Below are 20,383 nucleotides of genomic sequence, written 5' to 3'. Positions count from 1 at the left end.
TATTGGCGGTACGAAGATATATGTATAGCAACGGCTGCGAAGAACGCAGGCGACAGAGAGCACGGTCTCTCTTGCGCCTGCGTTTTTTTGTTTGCCGCCGTCAAGGGAGGACGAGACGTTTGAACAGAGGGAGACAGATACGGATCAGCGTTTCCGCGGCCGTATTATCCGGTTTGCTCGTCTACGGCGTTTATTTGCTGCAGATGAGGCAGATCAGGCTGACGGAGACGACGGAGGTCGTCGTGCCCAAGCAGTTCGTGCCCGCAGGCACCTCGCTTGGCCGCGAGATGCTGACGAAGCTCCGGTTGCCTAGCGGCGCGGTTACCGGCGAGATGATCGTCGACATGGACGAAGCGGACGGATTGGAGTCCTCCGTCCCGCTCGGCGGCGGAGAGCCGCTGCTGAGATGGAAGCTGGACAAGTTCAGGCTTCTGCCGCGCGTCGGGGAAGCGACCTTTCAGGTTCCGCGGGACTATGTGAAGTCCGTTTCCAGCGGCATTCGCGCAGGCGACCGGGCGATCGTATACTTGTCGGCGGAGGACGGGGCGTCGCGCAGGCTGTTCGCGGAGCCGGTCGTCGTGGCGGCGGTCAAGACGGCATCGAATCAAGAGATCGACAATCCGAAGAGCTCGAATCTGCTGTCCATGGCCGAAGGAGACAAGGAACGGATGTATGCTTCCCGGCGGGACGCGAACGGCAACATCGACGCCGTTAACTTGAATTTGACCGAAGCGCAGTGGCTGGAGCTGGATACCGCATGCAAGGACGGGAAGTCCAAGCTGATCGTCGCCTTCGACGCATCGTCGTTCGAGTCGGGGGAGGCGGCGGGCTCATGAGCGGCCAACGAGGATCGCTGATCGCGTTCGCGGGCTCGACGCCGAATATCGGGACTTCGCTCGCTGCGTTCGGGACCGCTTACCGGATCGCTTCTGTGACGGGCAAGCGCGTCGGCTATCTGTGCCTGAACTTGAAGAGCGCCAAGACGCATCTGTATCTCGGCATCGACAGGCCCGAGATCACGCTCAGCAGCATGCGGCCGGAACTGAAGTCGGGCACGATGACGGGTACGAAGCTCAGACAGTATGCATTCGCGCCTTCGCGGCTTGACGGCTTGCACGTGCTGTTCGGGAATCTGGCGCGGGATCAGGCCGAGTATTACGAGCCGGAGCAGATGGACACGCTGCTCGCGGCCGCGCGAGACGCTTTCGACGTGACGGTGGCGGACGTGAGCGCCTACTGGGACAACGCCGCGACGGTTTGCGCCATGCGGGCGGCCGATCATCGTTGTCTAGTGACGACCGGGAGCCTGACGCACTTCCAAGAAGACGTGAACCGGTGGACGGGGCAGGTAGGCTCGCAGTTCGGGCTGTCGCTTGCGAATTATCATCTAGTGCTGATGCAGAGCAAATACAGGCACGCGGGGGGATTTGGGATGAAGGAAATTCGCAAAGAAACGGGAGCCATTTCGCTGTCCGAGCTGCAGCTCGCGGAGAGCGTGCACCTGCAGCTCGACAGCGGGCGGCTGGACGAATGGCTGGCGGCGGACGAGCGTCACGCTTCCGCTTTCGATCCGGTCGCGGGTACGCTGCTGCGGCAGTTGAATTGGGAAGAGCGGTTAAAGCGCACCGAGCGGCCTTGGCTGCGGAGGCTGCTGCAGCATCGGAGCAGAGGCCGATGACGGCTGTTTATCGCCAAGCCGGCGAAGATCAGATCGAGGATCGACCGCCAGACGCGTCGGCTCGCTTCTCCGCGGCGGCATATGCGGCGCGGCTTCAAGAGGACAAGCAGGGCCTCGTCCCCTACGGCACCTCGGAGGAGGGCGACTTGGGTTCCGGGGGGCAGGACTTAGGCGCCTTGACGGAGGAAGCCCGGCATATGCTGGCGGCGCCGCGAGGCTTCAGCGACGAGGACCGAAGACGTTACGCGGAAAAGCTCAATCGGGCCGTGATCGGGTTTCCGCAGGAGCGGCAAGAACTGCTGGCCATTTTGTCCGATTGGATCATTAAAAAACGCCTTCAGCATGCCAGCTTTGGACCGCTGCCTTACGGCTCGCTCGCCGAAGCGCTGTTCGCGGAGGTCATCGGCCTCAACGTGCTCGAACTCGTGCTTAAGGACCGTGAAGGACTCGAGGAGGTGCAGGTCGTGGGGACGCGCATTTTCGAGGTAAGAGACGGCGTGGCGACCCGTTCCGCCTTCAGCTTCAACTCGCTCGCGCAGGTGGAGCGGATTCAACAGAATCTCGTGCTGTTCAATGACGATTCGATCAGCCCGCGCAAGCGGTGGGCGGAGGTGCTGCTCCAGGACGGCTCGCGGGTGACGATGACCGGCTTCGGTTTTACGGCGCAGCCCTCGCTCACGATTCGTTTCTACACCGTGAGGCGATTCGATCTGCAGACGCTGCTCAGACCTGAGTATCGCTCGATCGACGAGTCCGTGTACAAACTGCTGCGCTGCATCGTGAAGTCCCGTTTCAACATGGTCGTGATCGGTCCTACGAATACGGGCAAGACCCATCTGATCAAGGCATTGATCGCGGCGATGCCCGACGAGGAGCGGATCGTGACGATCGAGGGCAGGTTCGAACTGCGGCTGCAGCGGGATTTTCCCGAAAAAAACGTTATCGAATACGAGGCGGACGAGGACGATCCGCAGCATGGCCCGCAGCAGGCGTTCAAGCTGGCGCTGCGCCAGTCGCCGCAGCGAATCTGTCACGCCGAGATTCGCGATGCGGATGCCAACATCTATGTGCGAGCTTGCACGCGAGGACACGAAGGCAGCATCACGTCGGTCCATGCGAACAGTCTGGAGGACGTGCCTGACGCCATCACGGACATGTGCATGCTTGACGGAAGAGCCATGAATGCAGTCCGATTAACCCGCCGGATCGCGGAGCATGTCACGCAGATCGGGTTCGAGATGCGGATGGTCGGCGGCAGCCGGAAGCTGGTCAGGATCGGGGAATACGTCTGCAGCGGCGATACGGTCGAGGTTCGGGATTGGGCGCGATACGACGAAGGCCGGGATGCTTGGATGCTCAAGGCGGAGTTATCCGACCGCGCCTGGGAACGGATCGGCAGGCTCGATCCCGAGAGCTGCGTATGGCTTCGCGGCGAGCGAATGGCGCGTTCATGCTGACGGCGGGTCTCGCAGCGGCTGGCTGCTTGTTGTTCTTGCTGTTATTCGCTTCGCTCAAGGCGTTGTTGGCCTTGGCAGAGGATCGCCATAGCCGCTCAAGGCGGCTTGGCAGGAGCGAGACGGAGGAGACGGCCCAACAAGCGAGCATCGTCTGGTTACGGCCGATGTTCACGCACTTGGCGGACGTTCTTTCTGCGTCAGGATGGCGAATCAAGCCGAGCGCGTTTTGGAAGCTGGCTTTCGGGTTGGCGCTTGCGGGAATCGCGGGAGGCGCGATCGTTTTCCAATCGTTGCGTTCGGCAGCGCTGCTGGGCGCGATGCTCGCCGTGCTGCCGTACAGTCTTCTGCGGATGTCGCTGATCAACCGTCAGATTTCCGCCAGGCTTAATTTCCTGCCGGCGGCCGAGCTCTTTTATCAATGCTACCTCGTGAACGGCTCCAGGCACGTTCGCACCGCGCTGCAGCGGATGGTCGAAGAGCGGCAGCTGCCTGGCGATACGCAGGCGATATTCGAGGAGCTTTATCGCCAACTGAATATCCACCACGATGACGAACGCACCCTGCGGCGATTTTCGATGTCTATCGGTCATATTTGGGCGGATTATTTCTCCAGCTTGCTCGCGGTTGCATTGAGCGAGGGCAACAACATCGCCGACAATTTGCGGGAGCTCATCGACGATATGCGCAAAGCGCGAATGGACGACCACGCGGAGCGCCACAGGCTGCTCGAGATCCGTTTGGCTAACTTTACGCCTCTTTTCTTCCTCGGATTGTTCTTGGTCATCAATTTCAGGCTGAACGCCGAAGCCAGCGCCTTGTATTATTTATCGGATCCGGGGGGCCGGAGCATGCTGCTGAATGCTTTGGTGCTCATTTTCGGATCGTTTTTGATGGGATTGTATTTGTCCAGGCGAAAGATGTGAAGGCGCGGCGCAGCAGTGCGTCAAAAGCGCTGCTTTCCGGTCTGGCATGGGAGGTGAACCCGGTTGGCGGGAATGAGTCAGACCCTGTACTCGACCGTATTATGGCTGGTCCAATTTATAGCGGGTGCCGTCGGCGTCGCATTCGTTTTGCACGCGGTCACTTACCGAAAGCCGCGATGGCGGATCACGTTCGGCAACTGGCGCAAGCGCGGACCGCCGCAGTGGTGGCTACGGGCGGCGGGCTGCGGTACTGACAGCACAGCCTTGCAGGAAAGGCGACTGCTGCTCGCCGGATGCGGCATCAGACTCGAGCCGGCTGTCTATTTAGCATCGAGGAGAAGCCTGATATTCGTTTGCGTCATAACAGGCGGTGCAGCGGTGACTTTCGGGACGCTCGGCATGTTTTCCGATGTCATGCTCTGGAAGGTATTGCCCGTGATCGCGGTGCCGGCATTCATCCTCGCCATCGACAAGGCTTTGCTGGATTCGTTCAAGCGTTATCGATGCGATCGGATTCGCAGAGAATTGATCGCCGTCATGAACCAGTTGATTTATTACATGGGCTCCCGTATGCACCTTCACGGCAAGCTTATGCGCTGCATGCCTTACACCCGAATCATACGCGGAGATTTTCAACTGCTGCTGAACGAATGGTACTACGACGCGGACAAGGCGCTCCTTCGCTTCAAAGAGAGACTGGGCACCTCAGAGGGTTACAGCTTCGCCGAGACGATGCGATCGATGCGCCTTCACGAGAGCGACGAAGTATACCGAATGCTCCGGGACGTGCTGGCCGAGTACAAGGCGAGCATCGAACTCGCCAAGGCGGGGAGAAAGGAGACGGCATCGTACGCTTTGTTCGTGCTGGCGGGGCTTCCGATTCTTTATACCTTTCAAATCTTCCTGTACCCGTGGGTCCGGGAGTCTCAGAAGCTGTTCGAAGTGTTGAAGCCCTAGCGCAAACAAAGCGTTGCGCGGCAATCCGGCCGAATGGAAAGGAGGTGCTTCATAATGCGGAATATTTTGATCACCGTCATGATGCTCATCGTAGTCGCCTTGATGTTCAACGGGATCGTCGCGAACGATACGACGGGGACGAGAGCGCGTATCGAGACGCACGGCACGACGGCTAATACGACGCTTGGATCGATGGAGCCTTAAGGAGTCATGTCCGGAGGCAAGGAGGAGTTCGCCATGAGACAGCTGCTGATGACCGTGATGCTCATCCTGACCGTCGCGCTCATCTATAATAACGTGGCTGGAGGGGAAACGGGCACCAAGGCTAAGATACGCGATTCAGGCGCGGGAATGGCCGGCGCGATCGCCCGGATCAGTCCATGAAGCAGTTGCTTGTCTTCGTTCTGTTCGCGACATTGTTCTGCTGGCTGATGTTCTCTCCGGTCTACAAACATGTGGTCGTGCTTCGTCAGTCGCTGCTGCAGCAAGAGGTCGATTATATGCTGGAGGTCGGAGCGAGCGGACGGTACGGATACATCGATGCGGCGATGATCGTCGATTCCAGGACGCGATTGTCCGAATACGGATTCAGGCCAGAGATTCTCGAATACGAGGTGACGACGACTAGCGGCATGCCGGGTACGGACTCGACGGCGCCGCTTCAACGAGGCGACGGTCTGCGGCTCGTGATCCGATATCCGTACGACGGTCTGATGGACATCGACAGGCTGATCGGCGTAGATCCGCCTTCAAGCACGGCCCGGATGGCGGCCGCGGGCATGAAGATGAGCGAACACGTACCCTAGGCGAAGGGAGGCTATCGCCCATGCACAAGCTACTTTTCAGCTTCCTGATGATCGTCGTCTGGTGGCTGCTGCATGCGATGCAGCTCGAAGAGGAGACGGCGCTGGGTACTTTGCACGAAGGCAAGCGGGCCGTCGACCGAGCGGCGCATGCGGCAGCGCAGCAATTGGACGAGTTGAAGCTGGAAACGGGCACGGTGTCCATCGATTCCGCGCGAGCCGAAGCGACTGCGCGTGCCTATCTTGCAGCCAATTTGCGGCTCGCAGCCGATTTGTCGCCCCTCGAGGGGGAGTGGATGGAGACGGCGCCCGAGATCGTCGAATTCGCCGTGATCAACGAGCATTACGCCTTTCCTTATACGTATCGCAATGCGGCTTACAATTATGAGGTTACGCTACGCCGGCCCGGCGTCGTTATGATCGTTCACATCGCTTGCCCGCGCGTATTCGGGATCATCGACCCGATCGAATGGGATTTGAAGGGCGCCGCCGAGCTGGTATTCGTTTGAAACGCGATCTTATCATGCCGAGCTGCAGGATCGCGAAACGATCCGATACCGCCAAGTCCTTCAAACCGATCGTTAGCGTGCCCGTATGTGATAAACTAAGGAAAAGCGCATACGATAGGGGACATTCGATTTGAACGCGATTGGGTCGGCGGAAGAGCTTGCGGAGAGACGGCACCGTCTTCAACGGCTGATGACGGCAAGCGGCCTGCAAGCTTGTTTGATTACGCAGAACGTAGGATTGTATTATTGGTCGGGCTCGATGCAGACCGGCTATTTGTTTATTCCCGCGCAGGGCGAACCGACCTATTATGTCCGCCGCAGCTTGAGTCGGGCGATCCGGGAGTCGGCGGCGAGGACCGTACCGCTCGGTTCGTTTCGCTCGTTCGGCGACACGTTGGCCCGCGATTATCCGGAGCTGTTCGCGGACGGCCGTCGTCCGACGGTCGGCGCAGACCTGGACGTGCTGCCGGCGCAAACTTTTCTGCGGCTGCGGGAGGCGGCGCCGAATGTGGAGCTGCGCGATGGTTCAGCGATGATGAGGCGGGTCCGCTCCGTGAAGTCGGCCGGCGAGATCGCGCTGATCGAGACGGCGGCCCAAGCGGCCGCGGCCGCGCTCGACGTAGCGCTCGGCCGGATTCGCGAAGGCATGACGGAGCTAGAGGTCATGACGATCCTCGAGAGCGAGATGCGCAGGCACGGACATATCGGTCTTATGCGGATGCGCGGCTACAACCAAGAGATCATGACGGGGATGGTCGCTGCGGGAGATGCGGCTGCCGAGCCCTCTTACTTCGACGGACCCGCCGGCGGCAGAGGGTTGACGCCGGCGGCGCCGCAGAGCGCGAGCCGGCGGCCCATCGGCGCCGGCGAGCCGATTCTGCTCGATATCGGTTGCTGCCTCGACGGCTATACGATCGACCAGACCCGAACGGCGGTCATCGGCGAGCTGGACGAGGAGCTATCGCGCGCATATGACGTCTCGGTACGAATCCTCAGGCACGTCGAGTCCCTGCTGCGACCCGGCGCGTCCCCCGAAGCGCTGTATGCGGAGGCGCTTCGGTTGGCGGACGAAGAAGGATTGGCCGCGCATTTCATGGGCTTCGGCGAGGATCAGGTCCGATTCCTCGGCCACGGCATCGGTCTAGAGATCGACGAATGGCCCGTTCTCGCCCGCGGCTTTGCCGATCCGCTCGAGCCGGGCGTCGTGCTCGCGATCGAGCCCAAGTTCACGTTCCCCGGACGCGGCGTCGTGGGTATCGAGAACACGTACGCCATTACCGCCGACGGCTTTCGAACGCTGACAGCGTCGCCGGAGCGGCTATTCCGTCTTCCTCTCCACTCCTGACAAGTCTATTGCTCTTGGACAATCGGCGCGTTATCTAGTAGGATAGTAGGATAGCAGCTACGATTTATGTCCGCTTGATCAGGGGAGGGAGAAACGGCATGCTGAAGCTGGGGGAGAAGATCATCATCGTAAACGACCGTTTCGAGCAGAATATGCCCGTCGGCGAATACGGCTATATCATCGCCTATGACCGCAATAACGACAGCGCCTTCGACTATATCATCCGGGTTCCGAATGCGAACCGTCAATATTATGTGCCCGCGTCCGACGTCGAGCTGGAGGAAGTGCTGCTCGAGCTCGAAGCGGAGCGGATCGGCCGCGAGGCGCTCATCGATTACGCGCTGGCGACGCACAATGCGGAGCTGTTCAAGCGCATCATGAACGGCGAGCTGGAAGAGACCGAGGAGGAGACGCCGCGCGAGGTGCAGAGCCGCGAGGAGTTCATCCGGCTGGTCAACTTGAAGGCGTGGATATAAACGTTCCTCTATAAAAAAGCTTCCGGACCGCTTTGAAGCGGATTCGGAAGCTTTTTTATTATTGTCTGCCGGCGGGGATTAGCGTTGCGGAGCGGCCGTTTTGACCTCGACGTCGATATCGCCGCGAGTCGCCCTGGAATAAGGACATACTTGATGCGCCTCTTCGGCCAGCTGCTGCGTTTGGCCGGCATCGAGTCCGGGGACGGACACGTTAAGCGTGACGGACAATCTAAAATCCGCCGCATCCCCTTTGAATAAGGACACCTCGGCCGCTACCTCCGAGCCTTCCGTTTCGATGCCCTTGTTTTTGGCGATCATCTTCAACGCGCTGTGAAAGCAGGCGGCATAACCCGCTGCGAACAGCTGCTCGGGGTTCGTCGCGCTGTCGGCCGAAGCCGACGGCTGGGACAGCTTTAAGTTCAGCTTGCCGTCGGACGATTTAACGAAGCCTTCGCGGCCGCCTCTCGAGGTCACTTGCGCCGTGTAAATCTTGTTCATTTTCACATCGCTCCTTTGATGATCGATTCAGACAGAGACAGTTGAAGCGGTACGTTCGAACCTGACGGGCATCGGCACGGGCGAGGGCCGGCCGAACAGATATCCCTGCATGAGCGGTACGCCCGCTTCCCGCAGATAGCGCCATTCTTCCTCGCGCTCGACGCCTTCGGCCAGCACGACGCCATGGAATCGGGACGCCCGCTCGAGCACGTCTTCGATCCGGCGCTGCTTGTCCGCGTCGGCATCGCAGCCCGTCACCCACTTGCGGTCGAGCTTGATATAATCCGGCTGCAGCTGCTCCATCGCTTCGACCGTGGCGAATTCGTCCCCCAGATCGTCCATGGCAAGACGGATGCCCATGTTGCGATATGCCGCGAACACCTTATTCAGGTGCTTCACGTCGTCCAGGCGTTCCGTTTCCACGACCTCGAACACGAAGTCGGCCGGATCCATGCCGCTCATGATAATACGTTCAAAGGTCTGCTGAAGGCATTGGTCCGGGCGGTAGATCGAAGACGGCAGAAAATTGATGAACTTCTTGACGCCGGCAGGCAGTTGGCGCGAAGCGACCCGGATGGCGCTGTTCCTCGCCTCGCGGTCCAGAAAGGAGTGAAGGCCTGCCTCGCGAGCGGCCTCGAACAGCTCTGACGGCCGGAACGGCGGCTGCTCGGGCAGCGGACGCAGCAGCATTTCGTAACCGATGGGCGTGCCGCTTAATTGCACGATCGGTTGCATATAACTGGAAAAACGACGGTTCGCGATATAATCGACGACGCGGTGGGATCCGAATCCGGTCAGCAGACGCGCCGCTTGCACCCAGCCGTCGCTCTCATCCCGCTCCGCCGCCGCTGCCGGCTCTTCGAAGAAAAATCTGCATTCCACCGATTGCTTCTCCGCTTCCGTCAGCTTGCGGTCGGCGGCGTTAAGCATCTGCAGGAGCTGCTGGTAGTGATCGTACCGGATGCTCCAATAGCCGGCCTCCCCCGGAGGACCGAGCAATTCCGTCAACGTCCGGGCAGCGCCGGCGTCCCTGTCCGCTCTGAATTCGACGTAGCCGCTGTCGCGCAGCGGCGCTTGCCGTTCTAAGGCTTGACGAGTCAACATCAAGACAACCTCCCTGATTTTTTATAAATGGCGTTTACACCCGACTACCCCTGACAATTCGATCTAAGTATTTCCCCAAATATCGCCCTTATGAAACAATTCGGAATGCCCTGCGCGCATTGAGTTCCCCCGGCATGTCCGATATAATAATGAGAATTGAAAGGGTACTGAAAGCAAAGGAGAGAAACGGCCCATGAGCATCACCGCGAAGGACGTCGAACACGTCGCCAATTTGGCGCGCTTGACGCTTACCGAAGATGAAAAAGAGCAATTTACGGGACAATTGAACGCCATCCTTAAATATGCCGAAAAGCTGAACGGACTCGACACGGCCGGCGTCGAACCGACGAGCCACGTGCTGCCGATGTCGAACGTCATGCGCGAAGACGCGCCGAAGGCTTCCTTGCCGATCGAAAAGGTGCTCCGCAACGCGCCGGAAGCCGAAGACGATCAATTCAAGGTTCCGGCCGTACTGGAATAGAACAACTCCGAGGAGGAAGCTGCATTGTCGCTGTTTAACCTGAGATTGTCCGAAGTGCACGACAGGCTTCATCATAGAGACTTGTCCGTTCAGGAGCTCGTTCAGGCTTCCGTCGCCCGAATTTCCGAGACGGACGCGAAGATCGGCGCCTTTCTGACGCTGAACGAAGAAGGCGCGCTCGCCCAGGCCAAAGCCATGGACGCATCGGGCGCGGCCGAGCGGGGGCTGCTTTACGGTTTGCCCGCAGGGATCAAAGACAACATCGTCACCGAAGGTCTTCGCACGACTTGCGCGAGCCAATTTCTGTCCAACTACGACCCGATTTACGACGCGACCGTCGTGGAGAAGCTGAAGGCTGCCCAGTCCGTCACGATCGGCAAGCTGAACATGGACGAATTCGCCATGGGCGGTTCTAACGAGAACTCTTCGTTCCAGTTGACGCGCAACCCTTGGGACACCGAGCGCGTCCCCGGCGGTTCAAGCGGCGGCTCGGCGGCGTCCGTCGCAGCCGGCCAAGTTTATTTTTCCCTGGGCTCCGATACCGGCGGCTCGATTCGCCTACCCGCGGCTTATTGCGGCATCGTGGGCTTGAAGCCGACTTACGGTCTTGTCTCGCGTTACGGCCTCGTCGCCTTCGCGTCGTCCCTCGACCAGATCGGCCCGCTAACCAAGAACGTCGAGGATTCGGCTTACGTCCTGCAGACGATCGCGGGTCACGACAAGCGCGACACGACGTCGGCGAACGTCGAGATTCCCGATTACACGGCGGCGCTGACCGGCGACATCAAGGGTCTGCGTATCGGCGTCGCCAAGGAATACCTCGGCGAAGGCATCGATCCGCAGGTCAAGGCGCGCGTGATGGAGGCGCTCAAGACTTTCGAATCCCTCGGCGCCGAATGGGAAGAAGTGTCCCTGCCGCATACCGATTATGCGATCGCTACTTATTATTTGCTGGCTTCGTCCGAAGCATCCTCGAACCTCGCGCGGTTCGACGGCGTCCGATACGGCGTCCGAGCGGAAGATCCCGCCAACCTTCTGGACCTTTACAAGAAGTCCCGAAGCGAGGGCTTCGGCCCCGAAGTCAAGCGGCGGATCATGCTGGGCACTTACGCGCTCAGCTCCGGCTATTACGATGCTTACTATAAAAAGGCGCAGCAGGTCCGTACGCTCATCAAGCGCGATTTCGACCAGGCGTTCGAGCGCTTCGACCTTATCGTAGGACCGACGGCGCCTACGACGGCGTTCCGCATCGGCGAGCAGGTCGGCGATCCGCTCACGATGTACCTGAACGATATTTGCACCATCCCGGTGAGCCTTGCAGGCGTGCCGGCGATCAGCGTGCCCTGCGGTCTGGCGGACGGCCTGCCAGTCGGACTTCAGATTATCGGCAAGCCGTTCGACGAATCGACCGTGCTGCGCGCGGCCCATGCCTTCGAAGGCATGACCGAATTCCACAAGCTGCGCCCGGCGCTCTAATAGGAGGAACTACCACTCATGTCCACCGTATCCCCATACGAGACGGTCGTCGGCCTCGAAGTGCACGTGGAGCTGCACACGAAGACGAAGATCTTCTGCGGCTGCGAGACCTCGTTCGGGGCGTCGCCCAACAGCCATACGTGCCCCGTGTGCCTTGGCCATCCGGGCGTGCTGCCCGTTCTGAACCGCCAGGCGGTCGAATACGCGATGAAGGCCGCCATGGCCATCAACTGCGAGATCGCCGACTGGTGCAAGTTCGACCGAAAAAACTACTTTTATCCCGATTCGCCGAAGGCTTATCAGATCTCGCAGTACGACGAGCCGATCGGTTCTAACGGCTGGATCGACATCGAGGTTAACGGCCAGACAAAGCGAATCGGCATCACCCGACTTCACTTGGAGGAGGATGCGGGCAAGCTGACGCATATGGACGGCGGCCTCGGCTCGCTCGTCGACCTCAACCGCGTCGGCACGCCACTCGTCGAGATCGTGTCCGAGCCGGACATCCGCTCCCCCGAAGAGGCCAAGGCCTATTTGGAAAAGCTGAAGGCGATCATGCAATATTGCGACGTGTCCGACGTCAAGATGGAAGAAGGCAGCCTGCGCTGCGACGCCAACGTCAGCATCCGGCCTTGGGGCCAGGAGAAGTTCGGCACGCGTACCGAGCTGAAGAACATGAATTCGTTCCGCGGCGTGCAGCGCGGCCTCGAGTACGAAGTCATGCGCCAGTCCGACGTGCTGGACAGCGGCGGGAAGGTCGTACAGGAGACGCGCCGCTGGGACGAATCGCAAGGCAAGACGTTCAGCATGCGCTCCAAGGAAGAAGCGCACGACTACCGTTATTTCCCTGATCCGGATCTCGTAAGGGTGCAGATCGACGCGGAATGGAAGGATCGCGTTCGCGCTTCAATTCCCGAGCTGCCGGACGCGCGCCAGGCTCGCTATACGCAGGGGTACGGCTTGCCTTCCTACGACGCCGGCGTCATCACGTCCTCGATGAAGCTGGCCGACTTCTTTGAGGAATCGCTGAAGTATACCGACGACGCCAAAGCGTCGGCGAACTGGATCATGGGCGATCTGCTCGGTTACTTGAACGCGAACAATCTGGAGATCCAGCAGGTGCCCATCACGGGCCAAGGGCTAGGCGAGATGATTCAGCTCATCGCCAAGGGCACGATCAGCTCCAAGATCGCCAAGACCGTATTCAAGGCCATGCTGGAGTCCGGCAAGTTGCCGCAGCAAATCGTTGAAGAGCAGGGGCTCGTTCAGATCAGCGACGAAGGCGCCATCTTGGCGATCGTCGACCGGATCGTCGAGGCCAATCCGCAGTCGGTCGAAGATTTCCGCGGTGGCAAGGACAAGGCGATCGGCTTCCTCGTCGGCCAGATCATGAAGGAGACGAAGGGCAAGGCCAATCCGGGCCTCGTCAACAAACTGCTCATGGACCGTTTGAAGAATTCATAAGAATGGCTAATGGCGGCATACCCGACTGGTGGGAAGCCGCCTTTTTTAAAATCCTCAGGAGGAGCTGGCGCGATGCCAACGATTGAGCGGCTGGACCTGACCAGCCCGGACAATGCCGGCGATCTCTGGCGACTTCAGCACGCCGCTTACCGGATCGAAGCCGAGCTGATCGGCGTTCCGGACCTTCCTCCCCTGCACGATACGACCGCTTCCCTTCAAGCGTCGGAGGAGACGTTCTGGGGTTGCAGAGACGAAGACGGAGAGCTGATCGGCGCGATCGCCGCGGAGTTTGCCAAGGACGGTTCCGGCGTCATCAGCAGGATGATGGTGCACCCGGATCATTTGCGCCAAGGAATCGCAGGGGCGCTGATCTCGCATATGATGCAAGCATGGAAAGAGGTCGCGGCATGGGAGGTTACGGCCGAGGCGCGCAACATCCCCGCAATCGCGCTGTACGAGCGCCATGGCTTCGGTGCAGTCGACACCTTCCATCCTCGGGAGGATATTACGATGATCACCATGAAGCGGCCGCCCAAGACCTAAGTCGGGCATCTCTCCCCGACGGGAAGCCGTTGCCGGTGCCCGCGATCAGCAAGTAAAATGTGACTTATAAGGCGTGATACTAATTTGGACAATCCATGGGTAATCGACGATTGGCACCTGATGCTTCGTCTTCTGCTGTCCGCGCTGCTCGGCGCCTTGATCGGCTACGAGCGCGAGCGCAAAAACCATGCCGCAGGCTTACGGACGCATACGCTCGTCAGCTTGGGCTCCTGTTTGATCATGTTGCTCTCGATTTACGGCTTCTCCGAATTCGCAGGGGAGTACGGCGTGAACCGGGATCCGGCCAGGCTGGCCGCCCAGGCGATCACGGGCATCGGCTTTCTAGGCGCTGGCACGATTTTATTCACGGGAAAATCGATCAAAGGCTTAACGACGGCAGCGTCCCTGTGGGTCGTCATGGCGATCGGGCTTGCGGTGGGAGCCGGCTTCTACGTGGGCGCATCGTTTACGGTTTTTTTGGCGCTCGCGGTGCTGTGGGGGCTGAACGTCGTCGAAAAGCGATACGTCGCCCATCCGCGAGAGTTCGTTTTCACCGTGGCGGCGCAAGCCGATCGTGAGCTCACGGAGCCGATTCGTCTGCTGCTGGAAGCGAAGGAAGCCAAGTTGATCAAGGTTCAATTCGACGAGGGCTCGATCGAGATCAGGGGAGAAGGCAGCATCCGGATCCGGTTGACGATCCGGCTCGGCGATCCGCTGCAGGCGGTTTCGCTCGCGGAGCAACTGCGCAGGCTTGAAGGCATTCGGACCGTGTCCGCGGAGTAGCGCCAAAATTGATGTCGGGGGATGAATGATGAATAACGAGAACAATGAATGGCAGCAGCCGCAGGAACAGCCCTCCAATGCCTCGCAGGGTTCCTCCGGAGAGACTGTCTGGACCGATCCGGGCACCCTGCCGTATCCGCCGGGCTACGAGCAAAGCGCAGCGGCATCGACGCGCCAAAAGAAGAGCAAGTTCCTGGCGGGATTGTTTGCTTTTATTTTCCCGGGGACCGGCTACATGTACTTAGGACTCATGGGCAAAGGCGTCATGATGATGCTGCTTCTCGCGCTCAACATTTGCGGCGTCGTCTTCGTCGTCCAGGAGATGGAAGGGAACGTGCTGACCGTCGTGCTCGTCAGCCTGCTTTTGCCGATCATTTACTTGTACAATATTTTCGATACGCTGCAGAGCGCCGAGGCCGTCAACGAACGGATCGCCTCGGGAGGTTACCTCTATCGTCAGCCGCCGTACGGCTGGGACGGGCGTCCCGCTTCCCACGCCGAAGGCGATTCGCGGGCCTTCCCCGCGCTCAGCCTCGTGCTGCTGGCGGCAGGCGCGGCCATTCTGCTCGGGTCCTCCAACATTCGCTGGCTATTCCATTCGGCGGGGGCGATGATCGGCGCGATCGTATTGATCGGGGCCGGCGCCGCGCTCTGGCTATGGGAAAATCGGGGCCAGCAAGGTCGTAAATCTTAAAGATGATGCAGGGCCGTCACCCTCGTGGCGGCCTTTGCCATTGACAGCGCCTTTTTAAACCGCTTAAAATATAGTTTAACCCGAAGGAAAGGCTGTGAGGAGCATGGAAACCCGGATCTATCATGCCGTGGACCAGCTCAAATCCGGAGGCGTCCGGATGACGCCGCAGCGATACGCGATTTTGAAGTACTTGATGGAGTCTACTTCGCATCCGACGGCCGACGATATTTTCAAGTCGTTGTCCCCGGCTTATCCTAGTTTGAGCGTGGCTACCGTTTATAACAACCTGAAGCTTTTCGTCGATGCCGGATTAATCCGGGAGTTGACCTATGGCGACGATTCCAGCCGGTTCGATGCGGACCTGTCCGATCATTATCATGCCATTTGCACCGGATGCGGCGCGATGGTCGATTTCGATCACGATCCGGTCGTGGAGGTCGAACGCGCGGCGGCTGAGCGTACGGGATTCCTCGTGCAAGGACATCGTATGGAGATTTACGGTCTTTGCCCCACTTGCCGCGGACTTATGTCCTGATTTTCTTTATCTACTTGACGAATACGTGCATAGATCGCGCCGGGCATCCGGCGCGTTTGTTATATCGCGGGCAAATATTGGTCGAAACCTCTAACGCTTTTCGTTCGTCCTTTTATAGAATAGAAATAGGAGAGTGAGAGATTGCAGACGACGATGATAGGCGGACGCGGCAAGCGGCGCAGAAAAATGGCGCCGATCTTAGGCCTCTTGCTATTGTTTTGCCTTTCCGCCGCGGCGGTTGCGTTCGCATGGTGGTCCTCCCAGCCGAATCGGGACCACGAGAAGCCCGATTATATGGCTAAGGCGCATCCGATTATGAACAAGGGAGAATGGACCGGCGATTATGCGCTGGGCGAAGGAGAAGGATTATGGATCCCGCTTCCGCTCGCCAAAGAATTGATCGAAGACGGCGTGCGTTACGAGGCGGAGACGGAGTCCGTTATTTTAACCTCGGATACGAGCGTGCTTCATTTTAAGACAGGCAAGCTGAGCGCGACGCTCAACGCTAAGCCTTTTAATATGAGTTTTGGCGCCAAAAAGGCGGGGGACGGAACGCTGTATCTGCCATCCGCGCCGCTTCAGCAGCTGTTCGGTTTGACCGCAGTGACGGATGCGACTACGGGCATCGTCACCTTGACCCAGCCAGGCCTCGCGATTCAGAAGGGTGAAGTACCGGCGAGCGGCAAAGGCGCCAAATTGCGCAGCGGCGCGGGCAAGTCGAACCCGATCGTGCAGGATCTGCAGGCCGGATCCACCGTCGTCGTGTGGGGAGAAGAAGAGGGCTGGTACCGCGTTCAATCTTCCGATGGCTTCATCGGTTATGCGAGCAAGCGCGACATCGCGCTGGTCGGCGTTGAAGAGACGACCTCGGGCGCCGTTACCGAGCAGGATGAGCCGTACGTGCCTTGGAAGGTGACCGGCAAGCGGATCAATTTGACTTGGGACGCCATTTATAACGTTCAGCCGGATCCCGCGAAGATCGGAGACTGGAACGGCGTCAACGTCGTCAGTCCGAGCTGGTTTTCGCTAACGGACGGCAAGGGCAATATTCATAGCAAAGCCGATGCGGCCTATTCCGCTTGGGCGCGGAATAAAGGCATGCAGGTATGGGCGATGTTCGGCAACTCGTTCGAACCCGATCTTACGCACGAAGCGCTCTCCTCGTACGCTTCCCGCAACATGATGGTTCAGCAATTGATCGCTTACGCGCGTACCTTTAGGGTGCAAGGCATTAACCTTGATTTCGAAAACGTGTATACCAAAGATAAAGACAACCTGATTCAATTCGTTCGCGAACTAACGCCGCTCATGCACGAGCAGGGCCTATCCGTTTCGATCGACGTGACGCCGAAGTCGAATAGCGAGATGTGGTCGGCTTACCTCGACCGGGGGCGCCTAGCCGGTGCCGTCGACTATCTGATTCTGATGGCTTACGACGAGCATTGGGCTGCCAGTCCGGTGTCCGGCTCCGTCGCCTCGCTGCCTTGGACGGAAAACGCCATTACGAAAATTTTGAAGGAAGACGGCGTGGCGCCAAGCCAGTTGATCTTGGGCGTTCCGTTCTATACGAGATTATGGACCGAAAAGACAGACGATAAAGGGAAAGTCGAGGTGTCGTCCAAGGCCATCGGAATGGACGCGGCGCAGCAGCTGATCGAAGACAACAAGCTGACGCCCGCGCTTTCCGAAGAGACGGGACAGCACTACGTCGAATTCAAAGAAAACGGCGCACTGCAGCGCATTTGGCTCGAAGACGAAGCCTCGGTTCAAGCGAGGGTGCAGCTCGTCAAAAAATACAAGCTGGCCGGCGTTGCTTCCTGGAACCGCGCGTTTGCGTCGGATGGCATTTGGAGCGTGCTGGATAAGGCGTTGCAAAGTTATCCGTAAACCCCCGCGATGAATTGCAACAGAAAGGGCGCTTGCCGCGAGATGCGGCGAAGCGCCCTTTGTTATACCGTCGTCGACGGGGAGGATTCGTGTTCCTTCGCGGTCGAAACGTTCGTCGCCTGGGAAGGATCCCAAGTCAGGATCGTGTGGCAGTACATGCACCGGTCGGTTTTACCGAGCATTTTCGTACGCTTGCCGCACTCGGGACATTCGATGACCGGCGCGCTGGTCGATAACATGCCGACCCAGAAATAGATGAACATGCTCGCCCCGCAAGTGAGAATGCCGATGACCATAAAGATCGCGGCGATGATCTTCCCGACTTGCCCGAACAGGATGATGCCGCTTGTCCCGAGCACCATGAGTCCCATTCCGCCGAGCACCAGCAGCAGCCCCCAAGTGCGCATCGTCGAAATTTTGCTGGCCTTCATTTTCATTGCCTAATTGCCCCCATGATCTTAATTCGCCTGTCGGCAGGAAACTTGCGCCCGGCGTAGAATTAAAATAAACTGTCGAGCTATTCCACGAATAGAGATATCTCATTATAGCCTACAAATAGCAGGCAAGCCACTTCAAAGCCTGACTACGGCGGTGAAATTTCATGAAGCGTCTCGAAGACACCAATCTATTTTATACGGCACTGTTCGGCTCCGACGAGCGTCTCTGCGGGCTTTTGCTCGTGAAGAACTTCGAGGGCTCTCCTTCCTTGATCGGCGGGATGGATCGTTTGATCCTTGCGCTGTACGAAAACGGACATATCGCAGGCAAGGCCTCGGAGGAGCACTGGAAGTGGAGCGACATGACGATCATGGTGCGCAGGTCGACCCCCGAGCGGTTGAATGCGTGGATCGCGGCCGGCGAGCATTGGCAGCCGTTTTTTCAATGGCTGACCGACGGCGAAGTGTTGCTGGACAGGGACGGCTATCTCGCCGCCACGAGGGATAGGCTTGACCGGTGGCCCGAGCAACTGCGCGAGCGGCGTCTCATCAGCGAGTACTCGCGATTTTTGGGCGCATACCTGCAGGCTAAGCAGAATTTAAAGGATCAACACGCGATGGACGCCTATACGAATATATTGGCGGCGCTGAATCATTGGGCCCATATCGCTATTATAGAAGAAACGCTTCATCCCGAGCCGAGCTTGTGGGAACAAGTAAGGCGCGTAAATCCGGGCATTTTCAAGTTGTACGACGAATTGACCTCAAGCTGGGAAACGATGGAGCAACGGGTGAATCTCGTGATCCTTGCCGTCGAGTTCGCCGTATTGACGAAAATGAAGACCTCGTCGTCGCTGCTTCTGCGCATTTTGCAAAGCAGACCGGAACCTTGGAGTCTGTCTGAACTACAAGATCACCCGGCGCTCTCGGATCTGCATCTTGAACTGACCCCACTTCTCCGCAAGCTCGCGCATCGAGGGTATGTGGCGGAAATCACGAGAGGCGTCAAGGAACACGGCCTTCATTTACTCGACCTTCGTTATACCGCATCAGGTTTCGAATAATCGCATGAAAACGAAACGGAGTCCTCCTCGGAGGGCTCTTTTTAACGAACAAGCCTTTCAAATTGAAAAATGCGGAGCGATAGCGGCGACTGGATCGTCATTCAATGCTCACGAAATGTGTACCGCGCAGCTTGCGTGATGAAGAAGGGAAAGCTATAATCGTTTTTATTGATAACGATTATCATTATCGATTCTGAGGAGCGATTATTGATGTCCCAAAATCCATCCCGAATGGAGCATCTGCTGTTTCACCAGTCCGCGGTTCGAACGCTTGACGATCGCAAGCTTCTTATTTCACCAGCCGGGCGCGGTCTATGGAGATCGTCCGGAGATGGAGGTTGGGAAGCATTTATGGAAGGAATCCCGCCGAAAGTGCACGTAAACCGCCTCGAAGCGGCTTCGCGGAGTTCAATTGTCGCTTGTACGAACCATGGGCTGTACAGTCTAGGCAACGGCCGTTGGACGGATTTGCGTCTGCCCTTCGTCTGTTATGCGTACAAAGAAATCGGCGGCATCGGGTTTGCGGCGACGGAGCGAGGACTGTGGTGCCGTACGGATAAGGGATGGAAAAATATCGCCTCTGCCGAAAATCCGGTGTACGATTTGTTCGCCACGCCTCACTTTATTTTTTTGGCCTTGCCCTGGGGAATCGCCCTGTACGATCGTTTGACCTGCGCCTGGGAACAGTTCCCGCTTAGGACGGCGATTGTCCGACTGGCTGCAATGGATGGCGCGCTTCTTGGAATCGCCGAGAGCGGGGAGATCGCGCTTGGGGACTTGAAAGGCGGCTTCAATCGGTTCCGCATGCCCGGCAATTTCGCGTTTAACGCGGTAAGGCTCGGACATAGCCTGTTCTTTTGTACGGACCGGGGCCTATACAGAGCGGCGAAGATCCGCAGTCAATTTTCGCTCGTGTCCGTATCGTTAGGGTGTCCGGTAACGGACGTGGATCTGGGGAAAGGACAACTGCATATGGCGACGCTTAACGAAGGCATTCAGACCATACCGTGGACGTAAAACAAAGCTCGAAATAAATCGACATTTGGTGTTGACGGAGCCTGTACATCTGTGATAAATTAGTTCTCGCCGCCTTCGACAGAAGGATTTGGCGAACGGCAGCGTAAAAGAAAATGCCGAGCGGTTGAAAAAAATGCTTGCATTGATCTGGGCTGCTGTGATATATTATTCAAGTCGCCGCTGAGAGGCCGCCGAGCAAGAGGCCGAGAGCGAAGACGAGATTGCTCCTTGAAAACTGAACATCGAGCGTTA

At 58.5% G+C, this 20,383-nt stretch carries 24 protein-coding genes; 21 read left to right on the top strand and 3 right to left on the bottom strand.

The genetic code is table 11. The features are described 5' to 3' along the window. Nucleotides 1–119 precede the first annotated feature (119 nt). From BM235_RS00110 to BM235_RS00070, 11 genes are all read left to right on the top strand, one after another. The gene (locus tag BM235_RS00110) at nt 120–836 is read left to right on the top strand and encodes a CpaB family protein (protein ID WP_090108511.1); all 717 of its coding nucleotides are present in this window, start codon (nt 120–122) and stop codon (nt 834–836) included. Further along, nucleotides 833–1,678 (top strand): P-loop NTPase family protein, encoded by an 846-nt coding sequence (locus BM235_RS00105; RefSeq protein WP_090108510.1) that lies wholly within the window; start codon nt 833–835, stop codon nt 1,676–1,678. The genes BM235_RS00110 and BM235_RS00105 overlap by 4 nt, the downstream gene beginning before the upstream one ends. Further along, complete coding sequence (locus tag BM235_RS00100; RefSeq protein ID WP_090108509.1) at nt 1,675–3,135, top strand: CpaF/VirB11 family protein; 1,461 nt, start codon at nt 1,675–1,677, stop codon at nt 3,133–3,135. The genes BM235_RS00105 and BM235_RS00100 overlap by 4 nt, the downstream gene beginning before the upstream one ends. Beyond that, entirely contained in the window at nt 3,099–4,058 is a 960-nt protein-coding gene (locus BM235_RS00095) for a hypothetical protein (RefSeq protein ID WP_255373994.1), read from the top strand. The genes BM235_RS00100 and BM235_RS00095 overlap by 37 nt, the downstream gene beginning before the upstream one ends. A gap of 63 nt (nt 4,059–4,121) precedes the next feature. Beyond that, entirely contained in the window at nt 4,122–5,015 is an 894-nt protein-coding gene (locus BM235_RS00090) for a hypothetical protein (RefSeq protein WP_090108508.1), read from the top strand. A 54-nt stretch (nt 5,016–5,069) separates the two neighbouring features. After that, nucleotides 5,070–5,219: a hypothetical protein gene (locus tag BM235_RS31860; protein WP_177244168.1), complete on the top strand. Its 150-nt coding sequence runs from the start codon at nt 5,070–5,072 to the stop codon at nt 5,217–5,219. 33 nt (nt 5,220–5,252) lie between these two features. Beyond that, nucleotides 5,253–5,399, top strand: a complete 147-nt coding sequence (locus tag BM235_RS31855) for a hypothetical protein (RefSeq protein WP_158543620.1) — start codon at nt 5,253–5,255, stop codon at nt 5,397–5,399. Beyond that, nucleotides 5,396–5,821, top strand: a complete 426-nt coding sequence (locus BM235_RS00085; protein WP_090108507.1) for a hypothetical protein — start codon at nt 5,396–5,398, stop codon at nt 5,819–5,821. Before BM235_RS31855 ends, BM235_RS00085 begins: the two co-directional genes overlap by 4 nt. Nucleotides 5,822–5,841: 20 nt before the next feature. Next, a complete protein-coding gene (locus BM235_RS00080; RefSeq protein WP_090108506.1) occupies nt 5,842–6,327 on the top strand; it encodes a hypothetical protein in 486 nt (161 codons plus the stop codon). A gap of 130 nt (nt 6,328–6,457) precedes the next feature. Next, nucleotides 6,458–7,672, top strand: a complete 1,215-nt coding sequence (locus tag BM235_RS00075; protein ID WP_255373993.1) for a M24 family metallopeptidase — start codon at nt 6,458–6,460, stop codon at nt 7,670–7,672. A 98-nt stretch (nt 7,673–7,770) separates the two neighbouring features. Beyond that, nucleotides 7,771–8,148: an ATPase gene (locus BM235_RS00070; protein WP_090108505.1), complete on the top strand. Its 378-nt coding sequence runs from the start codon at nt 7,771–7,773 to the stop codon at nt 8,146–8,148. Between the two features lie 78 nt (nt 8,149–8,226). Here BM235_RS00070 and BM235_RS00065 read toward each other — a convergent pair whose 3' ends face one another. Further along, nucleotides 8,227–8,646, bottom strand: a complete 420-nt coding sequence (locus tag BM235_RS00065) for an organic hydroperoxide resistance protein (protein ID WP_090108504.1) — start codon at nt 8,644–8,646, stop codon at nt 8,227–8,229. Between the two features lie 27 nt (nt 8,647–8,673). After that, nucleotides 8,674–9,750 (bottom strand): EAL domain-containing protein, encoded by a 1,077-nt coding sequence (locus tag BM235_RS00060; protein ID WP_090108503.1) that lies wholly within the window; start codon nt 9,748–9,750, stop codon nt 8,674–8,676. Nucleotides 9,751–9,943: 193 nt separating this feature from the next. Between BM235_RS00060 and gatC the strand changes: the two genes are divergently transcribed. From gatC to BM235_RS00020, 8 genes are all read left to right on the top strand, one after another. After that, the gene (gene gatC, locus BM235_RS00055) at nt 9,944–10,231 is read left to right on the top strand and encodes an Asp-tRNA(Asn)/Glu-tRNA(Gln) amidotransferase subunit GatC (RefSeq protein ID WP_090108502.1); all 288 of its coding nucleotides are present in this window, start codon (nt 9,944–9,946) and stop codon (nt 10,229–10,231) included. Between the two features lie 24 nt (nt 10,232–10,255). Continuing rightward, the gene (gatA, locus tag BM235_RS00050; RefSeq protein ID WP_090108501.1) at nt 10,256–11,707 is read left to right on the top strand and encodes an Asp-tRNA(Asn)/Glu-tRNA(Gln) amidotransferase subunit GatA; all 1,452 of its coding nucleotides are present in this window, start codon (nt 10,256–10,258) and stop codon (nt 11,705–11,707) included. Between the two features lie 18 nt (nt 11,708–11,725). Beyond that, nucleotides 11,726–13,171, top strand: coding sequence for an Asp-tRNA(Asn)/Glu-tRNA(Gln) amidotransferase subunit GatB (gene gatB / locus BM235_RS00045; protein ID WP_090108500.1), 1,446 nt, complete (start codon nt 11,726–11,728; stop codon nt 13,169–13,171). Nucleotides 13,172–13,243: 72 nt separating this feature from the next. Beyond that, complete coding sequence (locus tag BM235_RS00040) at nt 13,244–13,714, top strand: GNAT family N-acetyltransferase (protein ID WP_158543619.1); 471 nt, start codon at nt 13,244–13,246, stop codon at nt 13,712–13,714. 84 nt (nt 13,715–13,798) lie between these two features. Next, entirely contained in the window at nt 13,799–14,497 is a 699-nt protein-coding gene (locus BM235_RS00035) for an MgtC/SapB family protein (RefSeq protein ID WP_090108498.1), read from the top strand. Between the two features lie 28 nt (nt 14,498–14,525). Then, the gene (locus BM235_RS00030) at nt 14,526–15,191 is read left to right on the top strand and encodes a hypothetical protein (protein WP_090108497.1); all 666 of its coding nucleotides are present in this window, start codon (nt 14,526–14,528) and stop codon (nt 15,189–15,191) included. A 103-nt stretch (nt 15,192–15,294) separates the two neighbouring features. Then, nucleotides 15,295–15,726 (top strand): Fur family transcriptional regulator, encoded by a 432-nt coding sequence (locus BM235_RS00025; protein WP_090108496.1) that lies wholly within the window; start codon nt 15,295–15,297, stop codon nt 15,724–15,726. 141 nt (nt 15,727–15,867) lie between these two features. Continuing rightward, nucleotides 15,868–17,613, top strand: coding sequence for a glycosyl hydrolase family 18 protein (locus BM235_RS00020; protein WP_090108495.1), 1,746 nt, complete (start codon nt 15,868–15,870; stop codon nt 17,611–17,613). Nucleotides 17,614–17,675: 62 nt separating this feature from the next. Here BM235_RS00020 and BM235_RS00015 read toward each other — a convergent pair whose 3' ends face one another. Continuing rightward, nucleotides 17,676–18,050: a DUF2614 family zinc ribbon-containing protein gene (locus BM235_RS00015; protein WP_090108494.1), complete on the bottom strand. Its 375-nt coding sequence runs from the start codon at nt 18,048–18,050 to the stop codon at nt 17,676–17,678. A 164-nt stretch (nt 18,051–18,214) separates the two neighbouring features. Here BM235_RS00015 and BM235_RS00010 point away from each other — a divergent pair, with 164 nt between their 5' ends. Continuing rightward, nucleotides 18,215–19,114: a nucleotidyltransferase-like protein gene (locus BM235_RS00010; RefSeq protein WP_090108493.1), complete on the top strand. Its 900-nt coding sequence runs from the start codon at nt 18,215–18,217 to the stop codon at nt 19,112–19,114. A 351-nt stretch (nt 19,115–19,465) separates the two neighbouring features. Beyond that, complete coding sequence (locus BM235_RS00005) at nt 19,466–20,131, top strand: hypothetical protein (protein ID WP_090108492.1); 666 nt, start codon at nt 19,466–19,468, stop codon at nt 20,129–20,131. Nucleotides 20,132–20,383 lie beyond the last annotated feature (252 nt).

Source organism: Cohnella sp. OV330, assembly GCF_900112065.1.
Classification (GTDB): domain Bacteria; phylum Bacillota; class Bacilli; order Paenibacillales; family Paenibacillaceae; genus Cohnella.
Note: the sequence above shows the minus strand (reverse complement) of the source record. Positions and strands in the feature narration are given on the sequence as shown.

Excerpts from the sequence above, each read along its gene's own strand:
- BM235_RS00010 (WP_090108493.1), top strand. The coding sequence starts at position 18,215 with ATGAAGCGTCTCGAAGACACCAATCTATTTTATACGGCACTGTTCGGC.
- gatC (WP_090108502.1), top strand. The coding sequence starts at position 9,944 with ATGAGCATCACCGCGAAGGACGTCGAACACGTCGCCAATTTGGCGCGC.
- BM235_RS00105 (WP_090108510.1), top strand. The coding sequence starts at position 833 with ATGAGCGGCCAACGAGGATCGCTGATCGCGTTCGCGGGCTCGACGCCG.
- BM235_RS00095 (WP_255373994.1), top strand. The coding sequence starts at position 3,099 with ATGGCTTCGCGGCGAGCGAATGGCGCGTTCATGCTGACGGCGGGTCTC.
- BM235_RS00085 (WP_090108507.1), top strand. The coding sequence starts at position 5,396 with ATGAAGCAGTTGCTTGTCTTCGTTCTGTTCGCGACATTGTTCTGCTGG.
- BM235_RS00065 (WP_090108504.1), bottom strand. The coding sequence starts at position 8,646 with ATGAACAAGATTTACACGGCGCAAGTGACCTCGAGAGGCGGCCGCGAA.
- BM235_RS00040 (WP_158543619.1), top strand. The coding sequence starts at position 13,244 with ATGCCAACGATTGAGCGGCTGGACCTGACCAGCCCGGACAATGCCGGC.
- BM235_RS00070 (WP_090108505.1), top strand. The coding sequence starts at position 7,771 with ATGCTGAAGCTGGGGGAGAAGATCATCATCGTAAACGACCGTTTCGAG.
- BM235_RS31855 (WP_158543620.1), top strand. The coding sequence starts at position 5,253 with ATGAGACAGCTGCTGATGACCGTGATGCTCATCCTGACCGTCGCGCTC.
- BM235_RS00100 (WP_090108509.1), top strand. The coding sequence starts at position 1,675 with ATGACGGCTGTTTATCGCCAAGCCGGCGAAGATCAGATCGAGGATCGA.
- BM235_RS00080 (WP_090108506.1), top strand. The coding sequence starts at position 5,842 with ATGCACAAGCTACTTTTCAGCTTCCTGATGATCGTCGTCTGGTGGCTG.
- gatB (WP_090108500.1), top strand. The coding sequence starts at position 11,726 with ATGTCCACCGTATCCCCATACGAGACGGTCGTCGGCCTCGAAGTGCAC.
- BM235_RS00015 (WP_090108494.1), bottom strand. The coding sequence starts at position 18,050 with ATGAAAATGAAGGCCAGCAAAATTTCGACGATGCGCACTTGGGGGCTG.
- BM235_RS00005 (WP_090108492.1), top strand. The coding sequence starts at position 19,466 with ATGGAAGGAATCCCGCCGAAAGTGCACGTAAACCGCCTCGAAGCGGCT.
- BM235_RS00025 (WP_090108496.1), top strand. The coding sequence starts at position 15,295 with ATGGAAACCCGGATCTATCATGCCGTGGACCAGCTCAAATCCGGAGGC.
- BM235_RS00060 (WP_090108503.1), bottom strand. The coding sequence starts at position 9,750 with ATGTTGACTCGTCAAGCCTTAGAACGGCAAGCGCCGCTGCGCGACAGC.
- BM235_RS31860 (WP_177244168.1), top strand. The coding sequence starts at position 5,070 with ATGCGGAATATTTTGATCACCGTCATGATGCTCATCGTAGTCGCCTTG.
- BM235_RS00030 (WP_090108497.1), top strand. The coding sequence starts at position 14,526 with ATGAATAACGAGAACAATGAATGGCAGCAGCCGCAGGAACAGCCCTCC.